Origin of the sequence: Diaphorobacter sp. J5-51 (assembly GCF_001023515.1) — a bacterium.
GTDB classification, from domain to species: domain Bacteria; phylum Pseudomonadota; class Gammaproteobacteria; order Burkholderiales; family Burkholderiaceae_C; genus Diaphorobacter; species Diaphorobacter nitroreducens.
On sequence record NZ_JSYI01000015.1, the window covers coordinates 56,288 to 74,534 of the forward strand.

At 67.0% G+C, this 18,247-nt stretch carries 18 protein-coding genes and 1 pseudogene; 6 read left to right on the top strand and 13 right to left on the bottom strand.

All coding sequences use genetic code 11. The annotated features are described in order from the left end of the window. Nucleotides 1–118: 118 nt before the first annotated feature. From OX89_RS01900 to OX89_RS01910, 3 genes are read left to right on the top strand one after another with little or no spacing between them, the layout of a single operon-like run. Nucleotides 119–724: a LemA family protein gene (locus OX89_RS01900; RefSeq protein ID WP_012655384.1), complete on the top strand. Its 606-nt coding sequence runs from the start codon at nt 119–121 to the stop codon at nt 722–724. 21 nt (nt 725–745) lie between these two features. Next, nucleotides 746–1,648: a YgcG family protein gene (locus tag OX89_RS01905; RefSeq protein ID WP_047349354.1), complete on the top strand. Its 903-nt coding sequence runs from the start codon at nt 746–748 to the stop codon at nt 1,646–1,648. A gap of 25 nt (nt 1,649–1,673) precedes the next feature. Next, nucleotides 1,674–2,225: a TPM domain-containing protein gene (locus OX89_RS01910; protein ID WP_011803778.1), complete on the top strand. Its 552-nt coding sequence runs from the start codon at nt 1,674–1,676 to the stop codon at nt 2,223–2,225. A gap of 48 nt (nt 2,226–2,273) precedes the next feature. Here the strand turns inward: OX89_RS01910 and pdeM are convergent, their stop codons facing one another. The 13 genes and pseudogenes from pdeM to OX89_RS01975 form a co-directional block, all read right to left on the bottom strand. Next, nucleotides 2,274–2,948 (bottom strand): ligase-associated DNA damage response endonuclease PdeM, encoded by a 675-nt coding sequence (gene pdeM / locus OX89_RS01915; protein ID WP_047349356.1) that lies wholly within the window; start codon nt 2,946–2,948, stop codon nt 2,274–2,276. Nucleotides 2,949–2,951: 3 nt separating this feature from the next. Then, nucleotides 2,952–5,818 (bottom strand): annotated as a pseudogene (locus tag OX89_RS01920) (ligase-associated DNA damage response DEXH box helicase). Between the two features lie 91 nt (nt 5,819–5,909). Beyond that, nucleotides 5,910–7,589 (bottom strand): ATP-dependent DNA ligase, encoded by a 1,680-nt coding sequence (locus tag OX89_RS01925; RefSeq protein WP_047349357.1) that lies wholly within the window; start codon nt 7,587–7,589, stop codon nt 5,910–5,912. Beyond that, nucleotides 7,589–8,689: a ligase-associated DNA damage response exonuclease gene (locus OX89_RS01930; RefSeq protein ID WP_047349358.1), complete on the bottom strand. Its 1,101-nt coding sequence runs from the start codon at nt 8,687–8,689 to the stop codon at nt 7,589–7,591. The genes OX89_RS01925 and OX89_RS01930 overlap by 1 nt, the downstream gene beginning before the upstream one ends. A 130-nt stretch (nt 8,690–8,819) precedes the next feature. Then, entirely contained in the window at nt 8,820–9,236 is a 417-nt protein-coding gene (locus OX89_RS01935; protein WP_047349359.1) for a F0F1 ATP synthase subunit epsilon, read from the bottom strand. Nucleotides 9,237–9,311: 75 nt separating this feature from the next. Then, nucleotides 9,312–10,718 (bottom strand): F0F1 ATP synthase subunit beta, encoded by a 1,407-nt coding sequence (gene atpD, locus OX89_RS01940; RefSeq protein WP_047349360.1) that lies wholly within the window; start codon nt 10,716–10,718, stop codon nt 9,312–9,314. A gap of 42 nt (nt 10,719–10,760) precedes the next feature. Further along, the gene (atpG, locus tag OX89_RS01945; protein WP_011803771.1) at nt 10,761–11,627 is read right to left on the bottom strand and encodes a F0F1 ATP synthase subunit gamma; all 867 of its coding nucleotides are present in this window, start codon (nt 11,625–11,627) and stop codon (nt 10,761–10,763) included. Nucleotides 11,628–11,645: 18 nt separating this feature from the next. After that, nucleotides 11,646–13,205, bottom strand: a complete 1,560-nt coding sequence (gene atpA / locus OX89_RS01950) for a F0F1 ATP synthase subunit alpha (protein ID WP_011803770.1) — start codon at nt 13,203–13,205, stop codon at nt 11,646–11,648. Between the two features lie 46 nt (nt 13,206–13,251). Next, nucleotides 13,252–13,794, bottom strand: a complete 543-nt coding sequence (locus tag OX89_RS01955; protein WP_047349361.1) for a F0F1 ATP synthase subunit delta — start codon at nt 13,792–13,794, stop codon at nt 13,252–13,254. Nucleotides 13,795–13,805: 11 nt separating this feature from the next. Next, nucleotides 13,806–14,276 carry a F0F1 ATP synthase subunit B gene (locus tag OX89_RS01960; RefSeq protein ID WP_012655376.1) on the bottom strand — a complete coding sequence of 157 codons (471 nt, stop codon included), beginning with the start codon at nt 14,274–14,276 and terminating at the stop codon, nt 13,806–13,808. Between the two features lie 35 nt (nt 14,277–14,311). Then, nucleotides 14,312–14,560: a F0F1 ATP synthase subunit C gene (gene atpE, locus OX89_RS01965; protein WP_011803767.1), complete on the bottom strand. Its 249-nt coding sequence runs from the start codon at nt 14,558–14,560 to the stop codon at nt 14,312–14,314. 51 nt (nt 14,561–14,611) lie between these two features. Next, on the bottom strand, nt 14,612–15,475 hold the full coding sequence (gene atpB, locus OX89_RS01970; protein WP_047349362.1) for a F0F1 ATP synthase subunit A: 864 nt from the start codon (nt 15,473–15,475) through the stop codon (nt 14,612–14,614). A 22-nt stretch (nt 15,476–15,497) separates the two neighbouring features. Next, the gene (locus OX89_RS01975; protein ID WP_011803765.1) at nt 15,498–15,986 is read right to left on the bottom strand and encodes an ATP synthase subunit I; all 489 of its coding nucleotides are present in this window, start codon (nt 15,984–15,986) and stop codon (nt 15,498–15,500) included. 239 nt (nt 15,987–16,225) lie between these two features. On the opposite strand from OX89_RS01975, the gene OX89_RS01980 reads away from it, so the two are divergent. The 3 genes from OX89_RS01980 to lipA are packed head-to-tail and all read left to right on the top strand — an operon-like array spanning nt 16,226 to nt 18,224. Continuing rightward, nucleotides 16,226–16,522: a YbeD family protein gene (locus tag OX89_RS01980; RefSeq protein WP_011803764.1), complete on the top strand. Its 297-nt coding sequence runs from the start codon at nt 16,226–16,228 to the stop codon at nt 16,520–16,522. A gap of 11 nt (nt 16,523–16,533) precedes the next feature. Continuing rightward, on the top strand, nt 16,534–17,226 hold the full coding sequence (gene lipB, locus OX89_RS01985) for a lipoyl(octanoyl) transferase LipB (RefSeq protein ID WP_041838775.1): 693 nt from the start codon (nt 16,534–16,536) through the stop codon (nt 17,224–17,226). A 17-nt stretch (nt 17,227–17,243) separates the two neighbouring features. Continuing rightward, nucleotides 17,244–18,224: a lipoyl synthase gene (gene lipA / locus OX89_RS01990; RefSeq protein ID WP_011803762.1), complete on the top strand. Its 981-nt coding sequence runs from the start codon at nt 17,244–17,246 to the stop codon at nt 18,222–18,224. Nucleotides 18,225–18,247 lie beyond the last annotated feature (23 nt).

The following is an 18,247-nucleotide window of genomic DNA, read 5'->3' on the forward strand; positions in this document are numbered from 1 at the left end:
GCCGCGTATTGTGCCGTTCGATGGCCCTGTCATGCGCCTGGCCGATGCATGCACAATGATCGGCATGCGCGGCGCCGTGCCGCCCGTCTTTCTTCTGCATTGAAAAGGCCTCTTCACCATGAAACGACTCATCGCCATGCTTTCCGCCGTGCTGGCCCTCTCGGGCTGCGGCTACAACGACTTCCAGCGCCTGGACGAGCAGTCCAAGGCCGCGTGGAGCGAAGTGCTCAACCAGTACCAGCGCCGCGCCGACCTGGTGCCCAACATCGTGGCCACCGTCAAGGGCGAGGCGGCGTTCGAGCAGGAGACGCTGACCAAGGTGATCGAGGCGCGCGCCAAGGCCACCTCGATCCAGGTGACGCCCGAAACCCTCAACAACCCCGAGGCGTTCAACAAGTTCCAGCAGGCGCAGGGCGAGCTGTCCAGCGCGCTGTCGCGCCTGATGGTGGTGGCCGAGCGTTACCCGCAGCTGCAGGCCAACCAGGCCTTCCGCGACCTGCGCGTGACGCTGGAGGGCACCGAGAACCGCATCACCGTGGCACGCAACCGCTACATCCAGACCGTGCAGGAGTACAACGTGCTCGCACGCAGCTTCCCCACCAACCTCACGGCCATGGTGTTCGGCTATGAACCCAAGCCCAGCTTCACGGTGGCGAACGAGGCCGAGATCTCTGCGCCGCCCCAGGTGGATTTCTCCAGCCCCGCACCCGCCTCCAAGCCCTGACATCGGGGTTGTAAGCAAAATATGCCGCTAGCGCTTGCCCTTCAAGCGCTGATAGCTATATTTCTTGTAGCTATCGGAGCCCTCCCCGCCACCGCGCAGCCGCTGCGCGCGGTGCCTGCGCTGCAGGCGCGCGTGATCGACCAGACCGGCACGCTGAACGACGCGCAGCGCCAGAGGCTGGAGGCGCGGCTGGCCGCCATCGAGCAGCAGCACGGCTCGCAGGTGGTGGTGCTGATGGTGCCCACCACCGCGCCCGAGGACATCGCCGCCTTCGCCAACCGCGTGGGCAACGCCTGGAAGATCGGCCGCAAGGACGTGGGCGATGGCGTGCTGGTGGTCGTGGCCAAGGACGACCGGCGCATGCGCATCGAGGTGGCCAAGGCGCTGGAAGGCGCCATACCCGACATCGCCGCCGCGCGCATCATCGACGGCGCGATGAAGCCGCGCTTTCGCGAGGGCGACTTTGCCGGCGGGCTGGACGCCGCGGTGCAGCAAATCGGCGCGCGCATCGCGGGCGAAAACCTGCCCGCGCCGCAAAGCAGCCAGCAAGGCGACGGGCAGGGCCGCGGCGCGTCCGCGGGCTTTGACTGGACAGACCTGGCCGTCTTCCTCTTCTTCGGCGTGATGGTGGCGGGCCCCGTGGTGCGCCGGCTGTTCGGCCAGCGCCTGGGCGGCCTGGTGATGGGCGGCGGCGCTGGGTTCCTGGCCTTCATCGTCACCTCCAGCCTGCTGCTGGCGGGTGGCGCGGGGCTGCTGGCGCTGCTCTACACCTGGATCTTTGCGGGCCGCGGCGGCCCCGTGGTGTGGCACGGCGGCGGCTGGGGAGGCGGTCACGGCGGTGGCTGGGGCGGTGGAGGCGGTGGTGGATTCGGCTCGGGCGGCGGCGGAGATTTCGGCGGCGGCGGTGCATCGGGCGACTGGTAGGGCGGCAAGCACAGAGCGAAACACCATGGTCACACCCTCTTCATCCCCACCTTCCGGCGTGCTGGCGCGCCTGACGCGGCTGCTGCGGCACCGTTGGTCCGACGGCGGCCTGCACCAGGCCCTGCCACCCGAGGTGCTGGAGCGCCTGGGCCAGCGCGTGGCCGCCAGCGAGCGCCGCCACACCGGCCAGATCCGCATCTGCGTGGAAGGCGGCCTGCCGCTGTCGTACCTGTGGCGCGGCGCCACGGCGCGCGAGCGCGCGGTCACGCAGTTCGGCAAGCTGCGTGTGTGGGACACCGAACACAACAACGGCGTGCTCATCTACCTGATGCTGGCCGAGCATGCCATCGAGATCGTGGCCGACCGCGCTCTAGCGCGCCGCGTGCCCCCGGCGACATGGCGCAGCATGGTGTCGCACATGGCCGAGGCCTTCCGCCAAGGCCGGTACGAGGACGGTCTGACCCAGGCGCTGAGCGAGGTCTCTGCGCTGCTCGTGGAGCACTTCCCGGCCACCGAGGGCGTGGACCGGCCGAACGAGCTGCCCGACGCTCCCGTCATCCCGGGCACGGTGGACTGAGTACCAGAGCACGCCTTGCGAGGCGGAACTCCCTTTTCGATCACTCCTTCAGGGCAGCGCCCAGACGCGCCCCGCCCCCACCGCGAAGCGCTGGCGCCCCGGCGCGGCGGGCACGGCATGGCCGCCGGTGAACTCGCCAAAAGCCGGCAACACCAGCAGTCCCGGCTCCGCCACGAAACAGGGCATGCGCAACGCATCGCGCCCGCCGCCGTACAGCACGGCCGTGGGGTGCAGGTGTCCGGCCAGCACCCACTGCCCCGCGCGGTGCTGTGGATGGTGGCAGCAGGCGAAAGGTCCCAGAGACCAAGGCTCCTCCACGATGCGCGCGCCCAGCCACGCCGGCGGGTCGCCCGCGTGGCGGTCGTGGTTGCCGCGCACCAGCACCAGTTCCAGTGCCGCATGGTCCTCGCGCCAAGCGGCCAACGCGCGCAGCAACGCGGGCGCGTGGGCCTCGGCCGCATGCAGGAAGTCGCCGAGCACCACCAGGCGCTGCACGCCGGAGTGGCGCGCCAGCAACTGCGCCAGCCGAGCCAGGTTGCCCCGCGTGGTGCCCGCGGGCACGGGCAGGCCGCGCGCGCGGAAGGTGGCGGCCTTGCCCAGGTGCAGGTCGGCCAGGCACAGCATGGCGCCCTCCGGCCACCACAGCGCGCGCTCGGGCAGCAGCCACACGGTGGTGCCGGCCAGGTCCACGGCCAGGTCGGCGGGCGGATCAGGCGCATGCATGGGTCACAGGCGCGGCAACGGGCGCGAAGGTTTGCGCGCGCGGCGCCCGTGCCCTCGGAGGCATCGGCAAAGTCCAGCGTGCCGCGCAGTGCGTCGGTGACGGCGGACGATGCTTCCTGCCGCGGGGGGGCGGCGCGCCGGCGGCGCGGCGGGTCAGGGGGCACGACGTCCTGCACCGGCGGGGCGGGTACGGGTTTGCGCGCGCTGGCGGCGGCTTCCATGTCGCCCAGCATGCGCGCGATGCGGTCGGCCAGCGCCTCGTTGCTGAGCTGCTCGCGAAAGCGCTCCACCATCAGCGGAAAGGCCAGCGGCCCGGGTCGCACGAGAGGCTGCACCATGAGCTGCTGCGCCTGCATGCGTGTGAGCGTCGCCAGCAGCTGTGCCACGTCCAGCTCCTGGCTCAGCACTTCCTGGTCGGCCTGGCGCAGCAGCAGGTTGCCCGCGTCATAACGCCGAAAGACCTCGAAGAACAACTGGGAAGACGCCTGCAGCTGGCGCGCACTGCGCTGCTCGCCCGGGTGGCTTTGAAAGATGAGCCCCGCCACGCGCGCAATCTCGCGAAAGCGCCGGCGCGCCATCTCGGTGGCGTTGAGGCTGGCCAGCACCTCGTGCAGCAACGCTGCGCGCGCGTCACGCTCTTGCGGCACCGACTCGGGCGCCGTGGCGTTGGCAGTGTTGCGAATGGCCAGCGCCTCGTCGGGCGCCAGAGCGTGCGCCTGCCGGGCGGCCTGCGGCGCGGCGGCGTCGGTGCGCAGCAGGTCGGGCAGCAAGGCCGGCCAGTCGCGTTCTGTGGCGGACAGCAGCTCCAATCCATAGTCGTTCACGGCGATCGAGAAGGTGCCCGGCACCCCCTGGGCCGCACGCCAGGCGAACAGGCTGGCCAGCCCGATGTGCGCATGCCGGCCGGCAAACGGGTAGAGGAACAGGTGCCAGCCCTCGCGCGTGCGCAGCGTTTCGGCCAGCAGCGTGCCCGGCGTGGGCAGGGCGGACCAGCGGCGCTGCACCTCCAGCAGCGGGCGCACGGCGCGCAGCTCGGGGCTGGCGTAGCGGCCCCGCCCCGCCTGCGCGAGCTGTTGCACCACGTAGTCGGCCAGCACGGTGGACAGCGGCATGCGCGAGCCGTTCCAGCGCGGCACCGTGGGCTGGCGCCCCGGCGCGCGCCGCACGAAGGCGGTCATCTCGCGCGTGCGCACCAGTTCCAGCACCTGCCCGGCGAACACGAAGCAATCGCCCGGCGACAGCCGCGCGATGAAGCCCTCTTCCACCGCGCCCAGGCGAGCGCCCTGCAGAATCTGCACCTGCATGCTGGCATCGCTCACGATGGTGCCGATGTTGGCGCGGTGGCGGCGTGCCAGGCGCGCATCGGGCAGGCGCCACACACCGTTCTCGTCCGGCACGACACGGCAGTAGTCCGGGTAGGCCGCCAGGGCGCTGCCGCCACGCGCAACGAAGTCCAGGCACCACTGCCACACGCCGCGCGGCAGCGCGCGGTACGCGGCCGTGCGGCGCACCTCGGCATACAGCGCCTCGGGCTCGAAGCCCCCGCCCAGCGCCACCGTGGCCAGGTGCTGCACCAGCACGTCGACAGGCTGGTGCGGCGAGACGCGCTTTTCCACCCGCCCGGCATGCACCGCGGCGCGCGCGGCGGCGGCCTCCACCAACTCCAGGCTGTGCGTGGGCACCAGCGTGATGCGCGAGGGCCGCCCTGGTGCGTGGCCCGAGCGGCCGGCGCGCTGCAGCAGGCGCGCCACGCCCTTGGCCGAGCCGATCTGCAGCACGCGCTGTACCGGCAGGAAGTCCACGCCCAGGTCCAGGCTGCTGGTGCAGACCACGGCGCGCAGGCTGCCGCTCTTGAGCCCCGCCTCCACCCATTCGCGCACACCGCGGTCCAGCGAGCCGTGGTGGATGGCGATCTGCCCCGCCCAGTCCGGCCGCGCGTCCAGCAGCGCCTGGTACCACTGCTCGGCCTGCGAGCGCACGTTGACGAACACCAGCGTGGTGCCGGGCGACTCCTCCAGCGCGCGCACCACCGCCGGCAGCATGGCCAGGCCCAGGTGGCCGGCCCAGGTGAAGCGCTCGGGCCGCTCGGGCAGCAGGGTGTCCACCACCAGGCGCTTTTCCACGCGGCCGCGCACCAGCGTGCCGCCCTCCCGGCCCAGCAGCGTCTGCATGGCCTCGGGCAGGTTGCCCAGCGTGGCCGACATGCCCCAGACCATGAGCCGCGGGTTCCAGCCCGCGAGCCGCGCCAGCGCCAACTGCACCTGCACGCCGCGTTTGTTGCCCAGCAGCTCGTGCCATTCATCCGCCACCACCAGGCGCACGCGGGCCAGTTGCTCGCGCGAGTCCGCGCGCGCCAGCAGCAGCGACAGGCTTTCGGGGGTGGTGACGAGCACCGTGGGCAGACGCCGCGCCTGGGCGCTGCGTTCGGCGCTGCCGGTATCGCCCGTGCGTGCGCCCAGGCTCCAGCGCGCCAGGCCGGCATGCTGTGCGGCCAGGGCCTGCAGCGGCGCCACCAGCGCACGCAGCGTGTCGGCGGCCAGCGCGCGCATGGGCGTGATCCACACCACGGTGAGTGGTGCGGTCTGCGGTGCTGCTTCGTTATTTATAGCGTGTACCGCCGGATGGACGGGCGCTACAGGCCGTTTTGACTCCAAGTCCGCAAAGGCCTGCAGCGCCCCGAGCCACACCGCATAAGTCTTGCCGGCGCCCGTGGTGGCATGCAGCAGGCCCGAGCGTCCCTGCGCGATGGCGCGCCACACCTGGCGCTGGAAGGCGAATGGCGCCCAGCCGCGCGTGGCCAGCCAGCCGGTTGCGAGGGGGAAGCGCGGGGCGGTCACGGCACCCCCCGTTGCACCGCGCGGCCAAGGCATTGCCGCCGCGCGGGCCATGGCATTTCGAGGGAAAATCGCCTGCAGCGCCCGTCCATCCAGCGCCAACAGCTCTTGTATTCATAGCACCAGATCATGGCGTAGCAGGCAACAGCGCTGCCAGCGTATCCAGCGAATCAGCCTCGTCCACCGGCTTGTCTTCACGCCAGCGCAGCATGCGCGGGAAGCGCACGGCGATGCCGCTCTTGTGCCGCGCGCTGCGCGCTATGCCCTCAAAGCCCAGCTCGAACACCAGCGTGGGCCGCACGCTGCGCACCGGGCCGAAGCTCTCCACCGTGGTCTTGCGGATGATGGCGTCCACCCGCGCCATCTCGGCATCGGTGAGGCCCGAATACGCCTTGGCAAACGGCACCAGAGTGCGCCCCTGGGTGCCCTGCGGCGCACTCCACACGGCGAACGTGTAGTCGCTGTACAGGCTGGCGCGGCGCCCATGGCCGCGCTGCGCATAGATGAGCACGGCGTCCACGCTCATCGGGTCGATCTTCCACTTCCACCAGATACCCACGTCCCGGGTGCGGCCCACACCATAGTGCGCCGTGCGCCCTTTGAGCATCATGCCCTCCACGCCCAGGGCACGCGCGCTGTCCCGCAGGCGGGCCAGTTCGGCCCAGCTCTGTCCCGGCAGCACCGGGCTGGGCACCAGCGCCGGGTGGTCGACGCGCGCCAGCAGCGCGTCCAGCCGCGCGCGCCGCGCCTGCAGCGGCAGGCCTCGCAGGTCCTGGCCGTGTTCCTCCAGCAGATCGTAGGCCAATAGCACCACGGGCACCTCGCGCAGCAGCTTGGCGCCCAGCGACTTGCGGCCGATGCGCTTTTGCAGGTCGGCAAACGGGCGCGGCTGCGCCGGCGCAGCCGCTCGCGCTGGCTGCCAGACGACGATCTCGCCGTCGAGCACCGTGCCGTCGGGCAGGGCTTCGTCGCCCAGCGCCTGCAGCTCGGGGAAGCGATCGGTCACCAGCTCCTCCCCGCGCGACCACAGCCAAGTGGCGCCCGCGCGCCGCACGAGTTGGGCGCGGATGCCGTCCCACTTCCATTCCACGATCCAGTCCGCCGGCGGGCCGAGCGCGGCGTCAAACTGCGCCACCGGCAGCTGCAGCGGGTGCGCCAGAAAGAAGGGATAGGGATGGCCCTGGGCTTCCACAGCCTGCGCGCCCGCACCATCTCCCTGGGGCGCCACGAGGCGCTGGTAGTCGGCCGCCCCGGGCTGCGCGCCCACGTGGGTGTAGCCCATGAGGCGCTGGGCGATGCGCTTGGCGTCCACGCCGCTCACGGCCGCGAGCGCCTGCGTGACCTGCAAGCGCGACACGCCCACGCGGAAGGCCCCCGTGATGAGCTTGAAGTACACCAGCCGCTCCTCGGGCGCCAGCCGCGCCCATTGCGCACCCAGCCGTTCAGCCTGGGTGTCGGGCGCCAGGCCGCGCAGCGGCAAGAGGTGTTCGCGCATCCATGCGGCCAGCCCCAGGGCGTGCGCCTGCGTGGGCGGGGGCAGCAGCAGTGCGATGGTCTCTGCCAGATCGCCCACAGCCTCGTAGCTTTCGTCGAACAGCCATTCCGGCAACCCCGCCGCCTCGCGCGCCACCGCGCGCAGCAGCTTGGTGGGCACGAGTTGGCGTGGTTTGCCACCCGCGAGGAAGTAGACGGCCCAGGCGGCATCCTCGGGTGGCGCACCCCGCAGATAGTCGCGCAGCGCGGCCTGCTTGACGAGGCTGGACGTGCTGGCATCCAGCGCCTGGTAGAGCGCGGCAAAGGCTTGCATCAGGAGGTGCCTCCGGCCGCGTCGCCTGCGTCGCCTTCCGATGCAGTGGGCGCTGCAGTTGGCGCGTCGGTCGGCGCGGCCTCGTCCTCGTCGCCGTGTTCGGTGGCGAAAGCCTGGGCATCCAGCCCTTGTTCGCGCAGCCAGCGCACCATGACGGCCACGCTGCCATGGGTGACGAACACGCGCTCGGCCCCCGTGGCGGCAATCGCCTGCTGCAGCCCCGGCCAGTCTGCGTGATCGGAGAGCACAAAACCACGATCCACCCCGCGGCGGCGACGCGTGCCGCGCAACTGCATCCAGCCGCTGGCAAAAGCATCGGCGTGGCGTGGGAAGCGGCGCATCCACGGACTGCCTTGGGCCGAGGGCGGCGCCAGCACCAGCGCGGTCTCGCGCGTCGCGGCGTCCAGTGACGCGTCGGTGGCCCCCTGCGTGGGCGGCAGGCGCACGCCGGCGGCGCGGTAAGCGGCATTGAGGGGCTCCACCGCGCCATGCATGAGCAGCGGACCAATGCTGGCATCTACGCCATGCAGGATGCGCTGGGCCTTGCCGAACGCGTAGCAAAACAGCACCGAAGGGCGGCGCAGGGCCGCGTTGGAACGCCACCAGTGGTTGACCTGGGCTTGCAGGACGGCCTGGGCGGGCCAACGGTAGATGGGCAGGCCGAAGGTGGATTCGGTGATGAACGTGTCGCAGCGCACGGGCTCGAACGGCGCGCAGGTGCCGTCGGCCTCCAGCTTGTAATCCCCCGAGGCCACCCATACGCGACCGCCGTGCTCCAGCCGCACCTGGGCCGAGCCCAGCACATGGCCCGCAGGGTGCAGTGAGATACGCACGCCGTTGTGGTGCAGGGGTTCGCCGTAAGCCAGCGTCTGCAAGGCGATGTCCGCCCCCAGCCGACCGCGCAGGACACCCGCACTGTGCTCGTGCGCCAGGTAGTGTCCGTGTCCGCGCCGCGCGTGGTCGCCATGGCCATGGGTGATGACGGCCCGGTCCACCGGCCGCCAGGGGTCGATGTAAAAGCCACCCGGTGGACAATACAGCCCTTCGGGGCGCGCTACCACCAGGTCGCCTGCCGCAGTCTCTGCCAAAGGGTTGACCATGGCCCATGCTAGCGTCGCGTTGGGCCTGGCTGGCGTCGGACGGCGCCGATGGACGAGCGCCATAGCGGGCCCACCCATAACGACAAAAGCCGCCCGAAGGCGGCTTTTGCGATGGAAGGCGACCAGTCGATCAGCGCTTCTGGCGGAACTTGCGCAGCGCGGCAATCTGCGCTGCCATCACGGCCAGCTCGGCCTGGGCGCGCGCCAGATCGATCTCGCTCTTGGCGTTCTTCAGGGCTTCCTCGGCCGCAGCCTTGGCTTCCTGCGCCTTCTGGTCGTCCAGGTCATGGCCACGGATGGCGGTGTCGGACAGCACGGTCACGCAGTCGGGCTGCACTTCCAGAATGCCACCGGCCACGAAAACGAACTCTTCATTGCCGTCAGGCAATTCGATGCGCACCGAACCCGGCTTGATGCGGGTGATGAGTGGCGTGTGGCGCGGATAGATGCCCAATTCGCCCGCTTCGCCGGGCAGCGCGACGAAGCGCGCCTCGCCGGAGAAGATGGACTCTTCGGCACTGACCACATCAACATGGATGGTGTTCATCTTTGCTCCTAGAAAAAGGGAATGGCAAGCCTGTGGGGCTCACGAGGGCCGGACGCGGGGCCGGCCTTCGGACCATCAGGCCACCTTCTTCGCCTTTTCGAAGGCTTCGTCGATGGTGCCCACCATGTAGAAGGCCTGCTCGGGCAGGTGGTCGCATTCGCCAGCCACGATCATCTTGAAGCCGCGGATGGTCTCGGACAGCGGCACGTACTTGCCAGGCGAGCCCGTGAACACCTCGGCCACGTGGAACGGCTGCGACAGGAAACGCTGGATCTTGCGGGCACGGGCCACGACCAGCTTGTCCTCGGGCGCCAGCTCGTCCATACCCAGAATTGCGATGATGTCGCGCAGTTCCTTGTAGCGCTGCAGGGTACCCTGCACTTGGCGGGCCACTTGGTAGTGCTCTTCACCCACGACCTGCGGGTCCAGCTGGCGGCTGGTGGAGTCCAGCGGGTCCACGGCAGGGTAGATACCCAGAGCGGCGATGTCACGCGACAGCACCACGGTGGAGTCCAGGTGGGCGAAGGTGGTGGCGGGCGAGGGGTCGGTCAAGTCGTCGGCAGGCACGTACACGGCCTGAATGGACGTGATGGACCCGACCTTGGTCGAGGTAATACGCTCTTGCAGACGGCCCATTTCCTCGGCCAGCGTCGGCTGGTAGCCCACGGCGGAAGGCATCCGGCCCAGCAGGGCGGACACTTCGGTACCGGCCAGCGTGTAACGGTAGATGTTGTCCACGAAGAACAGCACGTCGCGGCCTTCGTCGCGGAAGGACTCGGCGATGGTCAGGCCGGTCAGGGCCACGCGCAGACGGTTGCCCGGGGGCTCGTTCATCTGGCCGTAGACCATGGCCACCTTGGACTCGCCCAGGTTCTCCAGATTCACGACGCCGGAGTCGGCCATCTCGTGGTAGAAGTCGTTGCCCTCGCGGGTACGCTCACCCACGCCAGCGAACACGGACAGACCCGAGTGCGCCTTGGCGATGTTGTTGATGAGTTCCATCATGTTCACGGTTTTGCCCACGCCGGCACCACCGAACAGGCCCACCTTGCCGCCCTTGGCGAACGGGCACACCAGGTCGATCACCTTGATGCCGGTCTCGAGCAGTTCCTGCGAAGGGCTCAGCTCGTCATAAGCGGGGGCCTTGCGGTGGATGGAAGCCGTCAGGCTCTGGTCCACGGGGCCGCGCTCGTCGATGGGGTTGCCCAGCACGTCCATGATGCGGCCCAGCGTGGCCTTGCCCACGGGCACGGTGATGGGGTTGCCGGTGTTCGTGACCATCAGGCCACGCTTGAGGCCGTCCGAAGAACCGAGCGCAATGGTACGCACCACGCCATCGCCCAGCTGCTGCTGCACTTCCAGCGTCAGGGGCGAGCCCTCGAGCTTCAGGGCGTCATACACCTTGGGCAGCTGGTCGCGCGGGAACTCCACGTCCACCACGGCGCCGATACATTGAACAATCTTGCCTTGCACTTGAGCCATTTGATTTGCTCCAAAAATTTAAACCGAGACCCGAAGGCGGCGTCAGACTGCCGCGGCACCTGCAACGATCTCCGAAAGTTCTTTCGTGATCGCCGCTTGGCGCGTCTTGTTGTAGACCAGCTTGAGCTCGTTGATGACGTTACCGGCGTTGTCGGTGGCGGCCTTCATGGCCACCATGCGCGCGGACTGCTCCGAGGCCATGTTCTCTGCCACTGCCTGGTAGATCAGCGACTCGACATAGCGCACCAGCAGTTCGTCGATCACGCTCTGCGCGTCAGGCTCGTAGATGTAATCCCAACCATGGCCGGTCTTCTGGGCCTGCATTTGCTCGGACGACAGGGGCAGCAACTGCTCCACCACCGATTCCTGCTTCATGGTGTTGATGAACTTGGTGTAGCTGAGGTACACCGCGTTGATCTTGCCTTCCGCGTAAGCATCCAGCAGCACCTTCACCGGTCCGATCAGCTTGTCCAGGTGCGGCGTATCGCCCAGCCCGGTGGCATGCGCCACGACCTTGGCACCCACGCGGTTGAGGAAGCCCAACCCCTTGTTGCCAATAGCGACGGACTGCACATCGACACCCGTAGACTGCAGTTCGCGCAGCTTGGTGGTGACGGCGCGCAGCACGTTGGTGTTCATACCTCCGCACAGGCCCTTGTCGGTCGTCACGACAATAATGCCAGCCGCCTTCGCATCGTTCGCCTTCATGAAAGGGTGCACGTACTCAGGGTTGGCCTCGCCGAGGTGGGCGGCAATGTTGCGCACCTTCTCGGCATAGGGTCGGGCGGCACGCATGCGGTCTTGCGCCTTGCGCATCTTGGACGCGGCCACCATTTCCATGGCCTTGGTGATCTTCTTGGTGTTTTCCACCGATTTGATCTTGCCGCGTATTTCCTTACCTGCTGCCATGATGGTTCCTCGTCCGATTTAAACGAACGACTTCTTGAACGCCGTGATGGCTTGCGTCAGTTCGGCCTCGTCCTTGCCTTCCTTGTCGAACGCGCGGTTCTGCTGCAGGCGGTCCAGCAGCGCACCGTGGCTCGTCTTCAGGTACTGGTGCAGGCCGGCTTCGAAGGCCAGCACCTTCTTCACGTCCACGTCGTCCAGGAAGCCCTTGTTCACCGTGAAGAGCGTCGCGCCCATCAGGGCCGTGCTCAGCGGGCTGTACTGGGGCTGCTTGAGCAGTTCCGTCACGCGGGCGCCGCGATCCAGCTGCTTGCGCGTGGCTTCGTCCAGGTCGGAGGCGAACTGTGCGAACGCCGCGAGTTCACGGTACTGGGCCAGGTCGGTACGGATACCGCCGGACAGGCCCTTGATCAGCTTGGTCTGGGCGGCACCACCCACGCGCGACACCGAGATACCGGCGTTGATGGCGGGGCGGATACCAGCGTTGAACAGGCTGGTTTCCAGGAAGATCTGACCGTCGGTGATCGAGATCACGTTGGTTGGAACGAAGGCAGACACGTCGCCGGCCTGGGTTTCGATCACGGGCAGTGCGGTCAGCGAACCCGTCTTGCCCTTGACCTCGCCCTTGGTGAAGGCTTCCACATAGTCGGCATTCACACGGGCTGCACGCTCCAGCAGGCGGCTGTGGAGATAGAACACGTCGCCGGGGAAGGCTTCGCGGCCTGGCGGGCGGCGCAGCAGCAGCGAAACCTGGCGGTAGGCCACAGCTTGCTTGGACAGGTCGTCGTACACGATCAGCGCGTCTTCGCCACGGTCGCGGAAGTATTCGCCCATCGTGCAGCCGGAGTAGGCCGACACGTACTGCATGGCGGCGGACTCGGAAGCCGAAGCCGCCACGACGATGGTGTATTCCATGGCGCCGGCCTGTTCCAGAGCGCGCACCACGTTCTTGATCGACGATGCCTTCTGGCCAATGGCGACGTAGATACACGTCACGCCCTGACCCTTCTGGTTGATGATGGCGTCGATGGCCACTGCCGTCTTGCCGGTCTGGCGGTCGCCGATGATCAGCTCACGCTGGCCACGGCCGATTGGCACCATGGAGTCGATGGACTTCAGGCCGGTTTGCAGCGGCTGGTCCACGGACTGGCGCGCGATCACGCCGGGAGCGACCTTCTCGATCACGTCCGTCATCTTGGCGTTGATCGGACCCTTGCCGTCGATCGGCTGGCCGAGAGCGTTCACCACGCGGCCGATCAGTTCCGGGCCCACCGGCACTTCCAGAATGCGGCCCGTGCACTTCACGGTATCGCCTTCAGAAATGTGTTCGTACTCGCCCAGAATCACAGCGCCAACGGAGTCGCGCTCGAGGTTCAGGGCCAGGCCGAAGGAGGGCTGACCGTCTGCCGCGGCAGGGAATTCGAGCATTTCGCCCTGCATCACGTCCGACAGGCCGTGGACGCGCACGATACCGTCGGTCACGGACACCACGGTGCCCTGGTTGCGGATGTCGCTGCTGGCTGCCAGACCTTCGATGCGGCTCTTGATCAGTTCAGAAATTTCTGCGGGATTGAGTTGCATGACTCTTTCCTTCTTTCTTGGGGGTATAGCTGAGACCTCACGCCCATCAGGCGGTGAGGGCAGCTTTCATTTGTTCCAGACGGGCTTTGACGGAAGTGTCGAGCACCTCGTCGCCCACCACCACGCGCACGCCGCCGATCAGGGTCTCATCCAACTGCACGGAGAGATTGAGCTTGCGACCGAAGCGCTTTTCAAGCGTGGCACCCAAATCGGTCAGAGCGCCCGCATCCAGCGGGAAGGCGCTGTACACCACGGCATCCGAAGTGCCGTGGCTGCGATTGACCAGCGTACGGAACTGGGCCGCGATTTCAGGCAGCGCCTGCACGCGCCCGTTATCGATCACGGTACGCAGGAAGTTCTTGGCCAGGTCAGGCAACGCCGAGCGGGCCACGCCCACGATGACGTCGAACACCTGCTCGCCCGTCACCTTGGGGTTGTCCGCCAGTTGGCGCAATTGGGGATTGGCGGCAATCGCCGCCAGCTCGTCCACCCAGGCTGTAGCGCCATTCAGGTCCACACCGGCTTGGTCGGTGCAGGCCTTGTACAGCGCCTCGGCGTAAGGGCGGGCAATGGTGGCGAGTTCAGCCATTGAATGCTCCCTTACAGCTCGGTCTTCAGACGGTTCAGCAGATCGGCATGAACGCCGGCATTGACTTCCTTGCGGAGAATCTGCTCAGCCCCCTTGACGGCCAGGGCCGCCACCTGCTCGCGCAGGGCTTCACGTGCCTGGATCGCTTGCTGCTCGGCCTCGGCACGGGCAGCAGCGACGATCTTGTTGCCTTCGTCGTTGGCGCGCGCCTTGGCCTCTTCGATGATGGCCTGTGCGCGGCGCTCAGCGTCGGCCAAGCGTGTCGCGGTTTCGTTGCTGGCGGCGGCCAGTTCCTGCTTCACGCGCTGGTCGGCAGCAGCAAGCTCGGTCTTGGCACGATCGGCAGCTGCGAGACCATCGGCGATTTTCTGGGCTCGCTCATCCAGCGCCTTCGCAATCGGGGGCCACACGAACTTCATCGTGAACAGCACCAGGATCAGGAAAACAATGGCCTGAACGAACAGGGTCGCGTTGATACTCACGGCAACACCTTTCTTTCTAGGGCGTTGACGGAGGCTTAGGCCAGAACGAAGGGGTTGGCGAAAGCGAACAGCAGAGCGATGGCCACGCCGATCAGGAAGGCGGCGTCGATCAGACCTGCCAAGATGAACATCTTGGTTTGCAGTTCGTTGATCAGCTCAGGCTGGCGTGCGGAGGATTCCAGGAACTTGCCACCCATCAGGGCAATACCGATCGAAGCGCCGATAGCGCCGAGGCCCACGATCAGACCACAAGCCAGAGCGACGAGACCGAGAATGTTTTCCATGATGACTCCTAGGATGAAAAGAAAGGAAGGTTGAGAAAGGAAACGAAAGGATCAGTGAGCTTCATGCGCCTGGCCGAGATAAATCAGCGTCAGCATCATGAAAATGAAGGCCTGCAGGGTGATGATCAGGATGTGGAAGATCGCCCAGATAGAGCCCGCAATGATGTGCCCCACGGGGAGCAACACACCAGAGAGCGACATAGCCGCTGCGCCACCCATCAGGGCAATCAGCATGAACACCAACTCACCAGCGTACATGTTGCCGAACAGTCGCATGCCATGCGACACGGTCTTGGCAACGTATTCAATGATCTGCATGAGCAGATTGACCACGCCCAGGATCAGGGCGAAAACAGGGTTCTTGCTGGTGCCGAAGGGCGCGGTCACCAGTTCATGCGCCCAGCCGCCCAGCCCCTTGATCTTGATGCTGTACACGAAGCACAGGATCAGCACGGCGCTGGACAGGCCCAGGGTGGTGGACAGGTCGGCGGTGGGAACGACGCGCAGGTAGGCATGCGAGTCACCTGTGGCGACCTGCCAGAGCACGGGCAGCAGGTCCACCGGCAGCAGGTCCATGGCGTTCATCAGGAAAATCCAGACGAACACGGTGAGCGCCAGAGGTGCAATGAACTTACGGCTTTGCGCGTTGTGGATGTTGGCCTTGGCCTGGTTGTCCACCATCTCGACCAGCATCTCGACAGCCGCCTGGAAGCGGCCTGGCACACCGGAAGTGGCCGTGCGGGCAGCGAGCCACATGACGAACAGACCCAAAACACCCAAGATCACGCTGACGGCAACGGAATCGAGGTTGACAACCGAGAAGTCGATGATGGACTTCTGCTTGATGTTCTGGAGATGCTGCAGGTGGTGAACGATGTATTCACTTGCAGTCGGGGCGTGCGCATCTGCGGCCATCGGACAACTCTTCTCTCAAATATCAATCGGTTCGTCGGACACCAGGCCGCGCCAGCAGCGCGATCCAGTACGTTTTCATCGTTACCACCATGCCGACCAGCAACGCCAGCCAGCTGAGCCCCGGCACTACCCGGGGCGCCGCCGCCAACATGGCGACGGTCAATGCAATCTTGACCAACTCCCAACCCAGAAGCCCGACCATCGCAGCACCAGCCGTGGAGCGCCTGCGCGCCATGCCACGGGCAAACAGCGCCGCCGGCACCACGACGGACAGAGCCCCGTACCCGGCGGACCATGCCACCGGCAGCCTGCCCGTCAGCCACCATGCCAGCAGGGCCACTACCGCCCCCACCGCCGCCTGGCCCCAGACAATGCGCCAGACCGACAGCGCCGGATGGCGTGACCGCCACTCCCGCGCCTCTTGTGCAGTCAGGGGCTTGAAGTCGGAATCCTCAACCTCAGATTCAGTCTCGGAGGCGATTTTTTTATCGTTGGAAGACGCCTGCGCCACAGACCAAAACTTTCACAAAGCCCTTGATTATAAGTAAAAACCCCGGCCGATCCACAATCGGTAACGGAGCGCGGGTGGATCACTGCACATAGCCGCACCATTGTGGCAACGCGCCAACGCCTATTGTGGTGCAGCGCGGCCACGGGGCCCGCCTAAAGCCACAGCGAACCGCGGGTATACCATCGCTACCCGCTTGGGGCACCCCTTCCCTTCGGCCCCTCCGGCCTTGAAAGAGCCTAATGACGACGCCCAACCAGCCCTCTTCCGCCGATCCTCGCAAGGACTCGTTGATCGAATATCCGTCCCGCTTTCCCATCAAGGTCACGGGAGCAAACGTGAACGGGTTCGTGCATGCCGTCACCGAGGTTGCGCGCCGCTTCGACCCCGACTTCGACGCTTCCACCATCGAGTTGCGCGACAGCCGCGCGGGCAACTATCTGGGCGTGACCATCACCGTGACTGCCACCAGCCGGGAGCAGCTCGATGATCTGTACCGGGCTCTGACCTCGCACCCGATGGTCAAGGTCGTGCTCTGAACGTCCGCACCATGGAGTTGCGCATGCTGGGCCGGGTGGACTACCCGGCCACGGTGGCCGCTATGCAGCGCTTCACGGAGGAGCGCACTGACGAGACGCCCGACGAGCTGTGGATTTGTGAGCACCCCGCGGTGTACACACAGGGCCTGGCCGGCAAGAGCGACCACGTCCTCTCGCCCGGCGGCATCCCCGTCGTTGCCACCAACCGCGGCGGGCAGGTGACGCACCATGGCCCCGGCCAGGTCGTAGCCTATCCGCTCATCGATCTGCGCCGTGCGGGCTACTACGTCAAGGAATACGTGTACCGCATAGAGGAAGCCGTGATCCGCACGCTGGGCCACTACGGCGTGACGGGCCACCGCGTGGCCGGCGCGCCCGGCATCTACGTGCGCCTGGACGATCCGCACGGCCACAGCATGCTGCCGCAGCGCCCGCAAAAACGTGCCCACGCCGACGGCCCACCCCAGCCGGACTTCACCGGCTTGGGCAAGATCGCCGCGCTGGGCATCAAGGTCGCGCGCCACTGCACCTACCACGGTGTGGCGCTGAACGTCGCCATGGACCTGGAACCCTTCTCCCGCATCAACCCTTGCGGTTACGCAGGTTTGCAAACGGTGGACCTTTCTACAATCGGCGTCCACATCCCCTGGGACGATGCCGCGGCCATGCTGGGCCAACAGCTCGCACGCCGCCTCGCGCCCTGACCTCTCCCTCAGCAGCCATGAGCACTCCCGACGTCGTGCGCGAAGCGCAGTCCACCGAAGCCTACAACCCGCTGGCCAAGCAGAAGGCCGCGGCCAAGCTGTCGCGCATCCCGATCAAGGTCGAGCAGGGCGAGGTGCTCAAGAAGCCCGAGTGGATTCGCGTGAAGGCAGGCAGTCCCACCACGCGCTTTTACGAGATCAAGAACATCCTGCGCGAGCACAAGCTGCACACGGTGTGCGAGGAAGCCAGTTGCCCCAACATCGGCGAATGCTTTGGCAGGGGCACGGCCACGTTCATGATCATGGGCGACAAGTGCACGCGCCGCTGCCCGTTCTGCGACGTGGGCCACGGCCGCCCCGACCCGCTGGACAAAGACGAGCCGCTGAACCTCGCCAAGACGATTGCCGCGCTGCGCCTGAAGTACGTGGTCATCACCAGCGTGGACCGCGACGATCTGCGCGACGGCGGCTCGGGCCACTTCGTGGAGTGCATCCAGCGTACCCGCGAACTCTCGCCCAGCACGCAGATCGAGATCCTCACGCCCGACTTCCGCGGCCGCGACGACCGTGCGCTCGAAATCCTCAAGGCCGCGCCCCCGGACGTGATGAACCACAACCTGGAAACCGTGCCGCGCCTGTACAAGGAAGCGCGCCCCGGCTCTGACTACCAGTTCAGCCTCAACCTGCTCAAGAAGTTCAAGCAACTGCACCCCGGCGTACCCACCAAGAGCGGCCTGATGGTAGGCCTGGGCGAGACGGACGAGGAAATTCTGGAAGTCATGCGCGACATGCGCGCCCATGGCATCGAGATGCTGACCATCGGCCAGTACCTCGCCCCCAGCAACAGCCACCTGCCCGTGCGGCGCTATGTGCACCCCGACACCTTCAAGATGTTCGAGGAAGAAGCCTACAAGATGGGCTTCAGCCACGCCGCAGTGGGTGCCATGGTGCGCTCCAGCTACCATGCCGACCAGCAGGCGCACGCCGCTGGCGTTTGACTCGGAATACAAGTCAAATCGAC

What these genes read in the sequence shown, in the direction of transcription:
- OX89_RS01955 (WP_047349361.1), bottom strand. Translation starts at nt 13,794, where the DNA reads ATGGCTGAACTCGCCACCATTGCCCGCCCTTACGCCGAGGCGCTGTAC.
- atpE (WP_011803767.1), bottom strand. Translation starts at nt 14,560, where the DNA reads ATGGAAAACATTCTCGGTCTCGTCGCTCTGGCTTGTGGTCTGATCGTG.
- atpD (WP_047349360.1), bottom strand. Translation starts at nt 10,718, where the DNA reads ATGGCTCAAGTGCAAGGCAAGATTGTTCAATGTATCGGCGCCGTGGTG.
- OX89_RS01930 (WP_047349358.1), bottom strand. Translation starts at nt 8,689, where the DNA reads ATGGTCAACCCTTTGGCAGAGACTGCGGCAGGCGACCTGGTGGTAGCG.
- OX89_RS01935 (WP_047349359.1), bottom strand. Translation starts at nt 9,236, where the DNA reads ATGAACACCATCCATGTTGATGTGGTCAGTGCCGAAGAGTCCATCTTC.
- OX89_RS01910 (WP_011803778.1), top strand. Translation starts at nt 1,674, where the DNA reads ATGGTCACACCCTCTTCATCCCCACCTTCCGGCGTGCTGGCGCGCCTG.
- pdeM (WP_047349356.1), bottom strand. Translation starts at nt 2,948, where the DNA reads ATGCATGCGCCTGATCCGCCCGCCGACCTGGCCGTGGACCTGGCCGGC.
- OX89_RS01905 (WP_047349354.1), top strand. Translation starts at nt 746, where the DNA reads ATGCCGCTAGCGCTTGCCCTTCAAGCGCTGATAGCTATATTTCTTGTA.
- OX89_RS01925 (WP_047349357.1), bottom strand. Translation starts at nt 7,589, where the DNA reads ATGCAAGCCTTTGCCGCGCTCTACCAGGCGCTGGATGCCAGCACGTCC.
- lipB (WP_041838775.1), top strand. Translation starts at nt 16,534, where the DNA reads ATGGAGTTGCGCATGCTGGGCCGGGTGGACTACCCGGCCACGGTGGCC.
- OX89_RS01980 (WP_011803764.1), top strand. Translation starts at nt 16,226, where the DNA reads ATGACGACGCCCAACCAGCCCTCTTCCGCCGATCCTCGCAAGGACTCG.
- lipA (WP_011803762.1), top strand. Translation starts at nt 17,244, where the DNA reads ATGAGCACTCCCGACGTCGTGCGCGAAGCGCAGTCCACCGAAGCCTAC.
- atpG (WP_011803771.1), bottom strand. Translation starts at nt 11,627, where the DNA reads ATGGCAGCAGGTAAGGAAATACGCGGCAAGATCAAATCGGTGGAAAAC.
- atpB (WP_047349362.1), bottom strand. Translation starts at nt 15,475, where the DNA reads ATGGCCGCAGATGCGCACGCCCCGACTGCAAGTGAATACATCGTTCAC.
- atpA (WP_011803770.1), bottom strand. Translation starts at nt 13,205, where the DNA reads ATGCAACTCAATCCCGCAGAAATTTCTGAACTGATCAAGAGCCGCATC.
- OX89_RS01900 (WP_012655384.1), top strand. Translation starts at nt 119, where the DNA reads ATGAAACGACTCATCGCCATGCTTTCCGCCGTGCTGGCCCTCTCGGGC.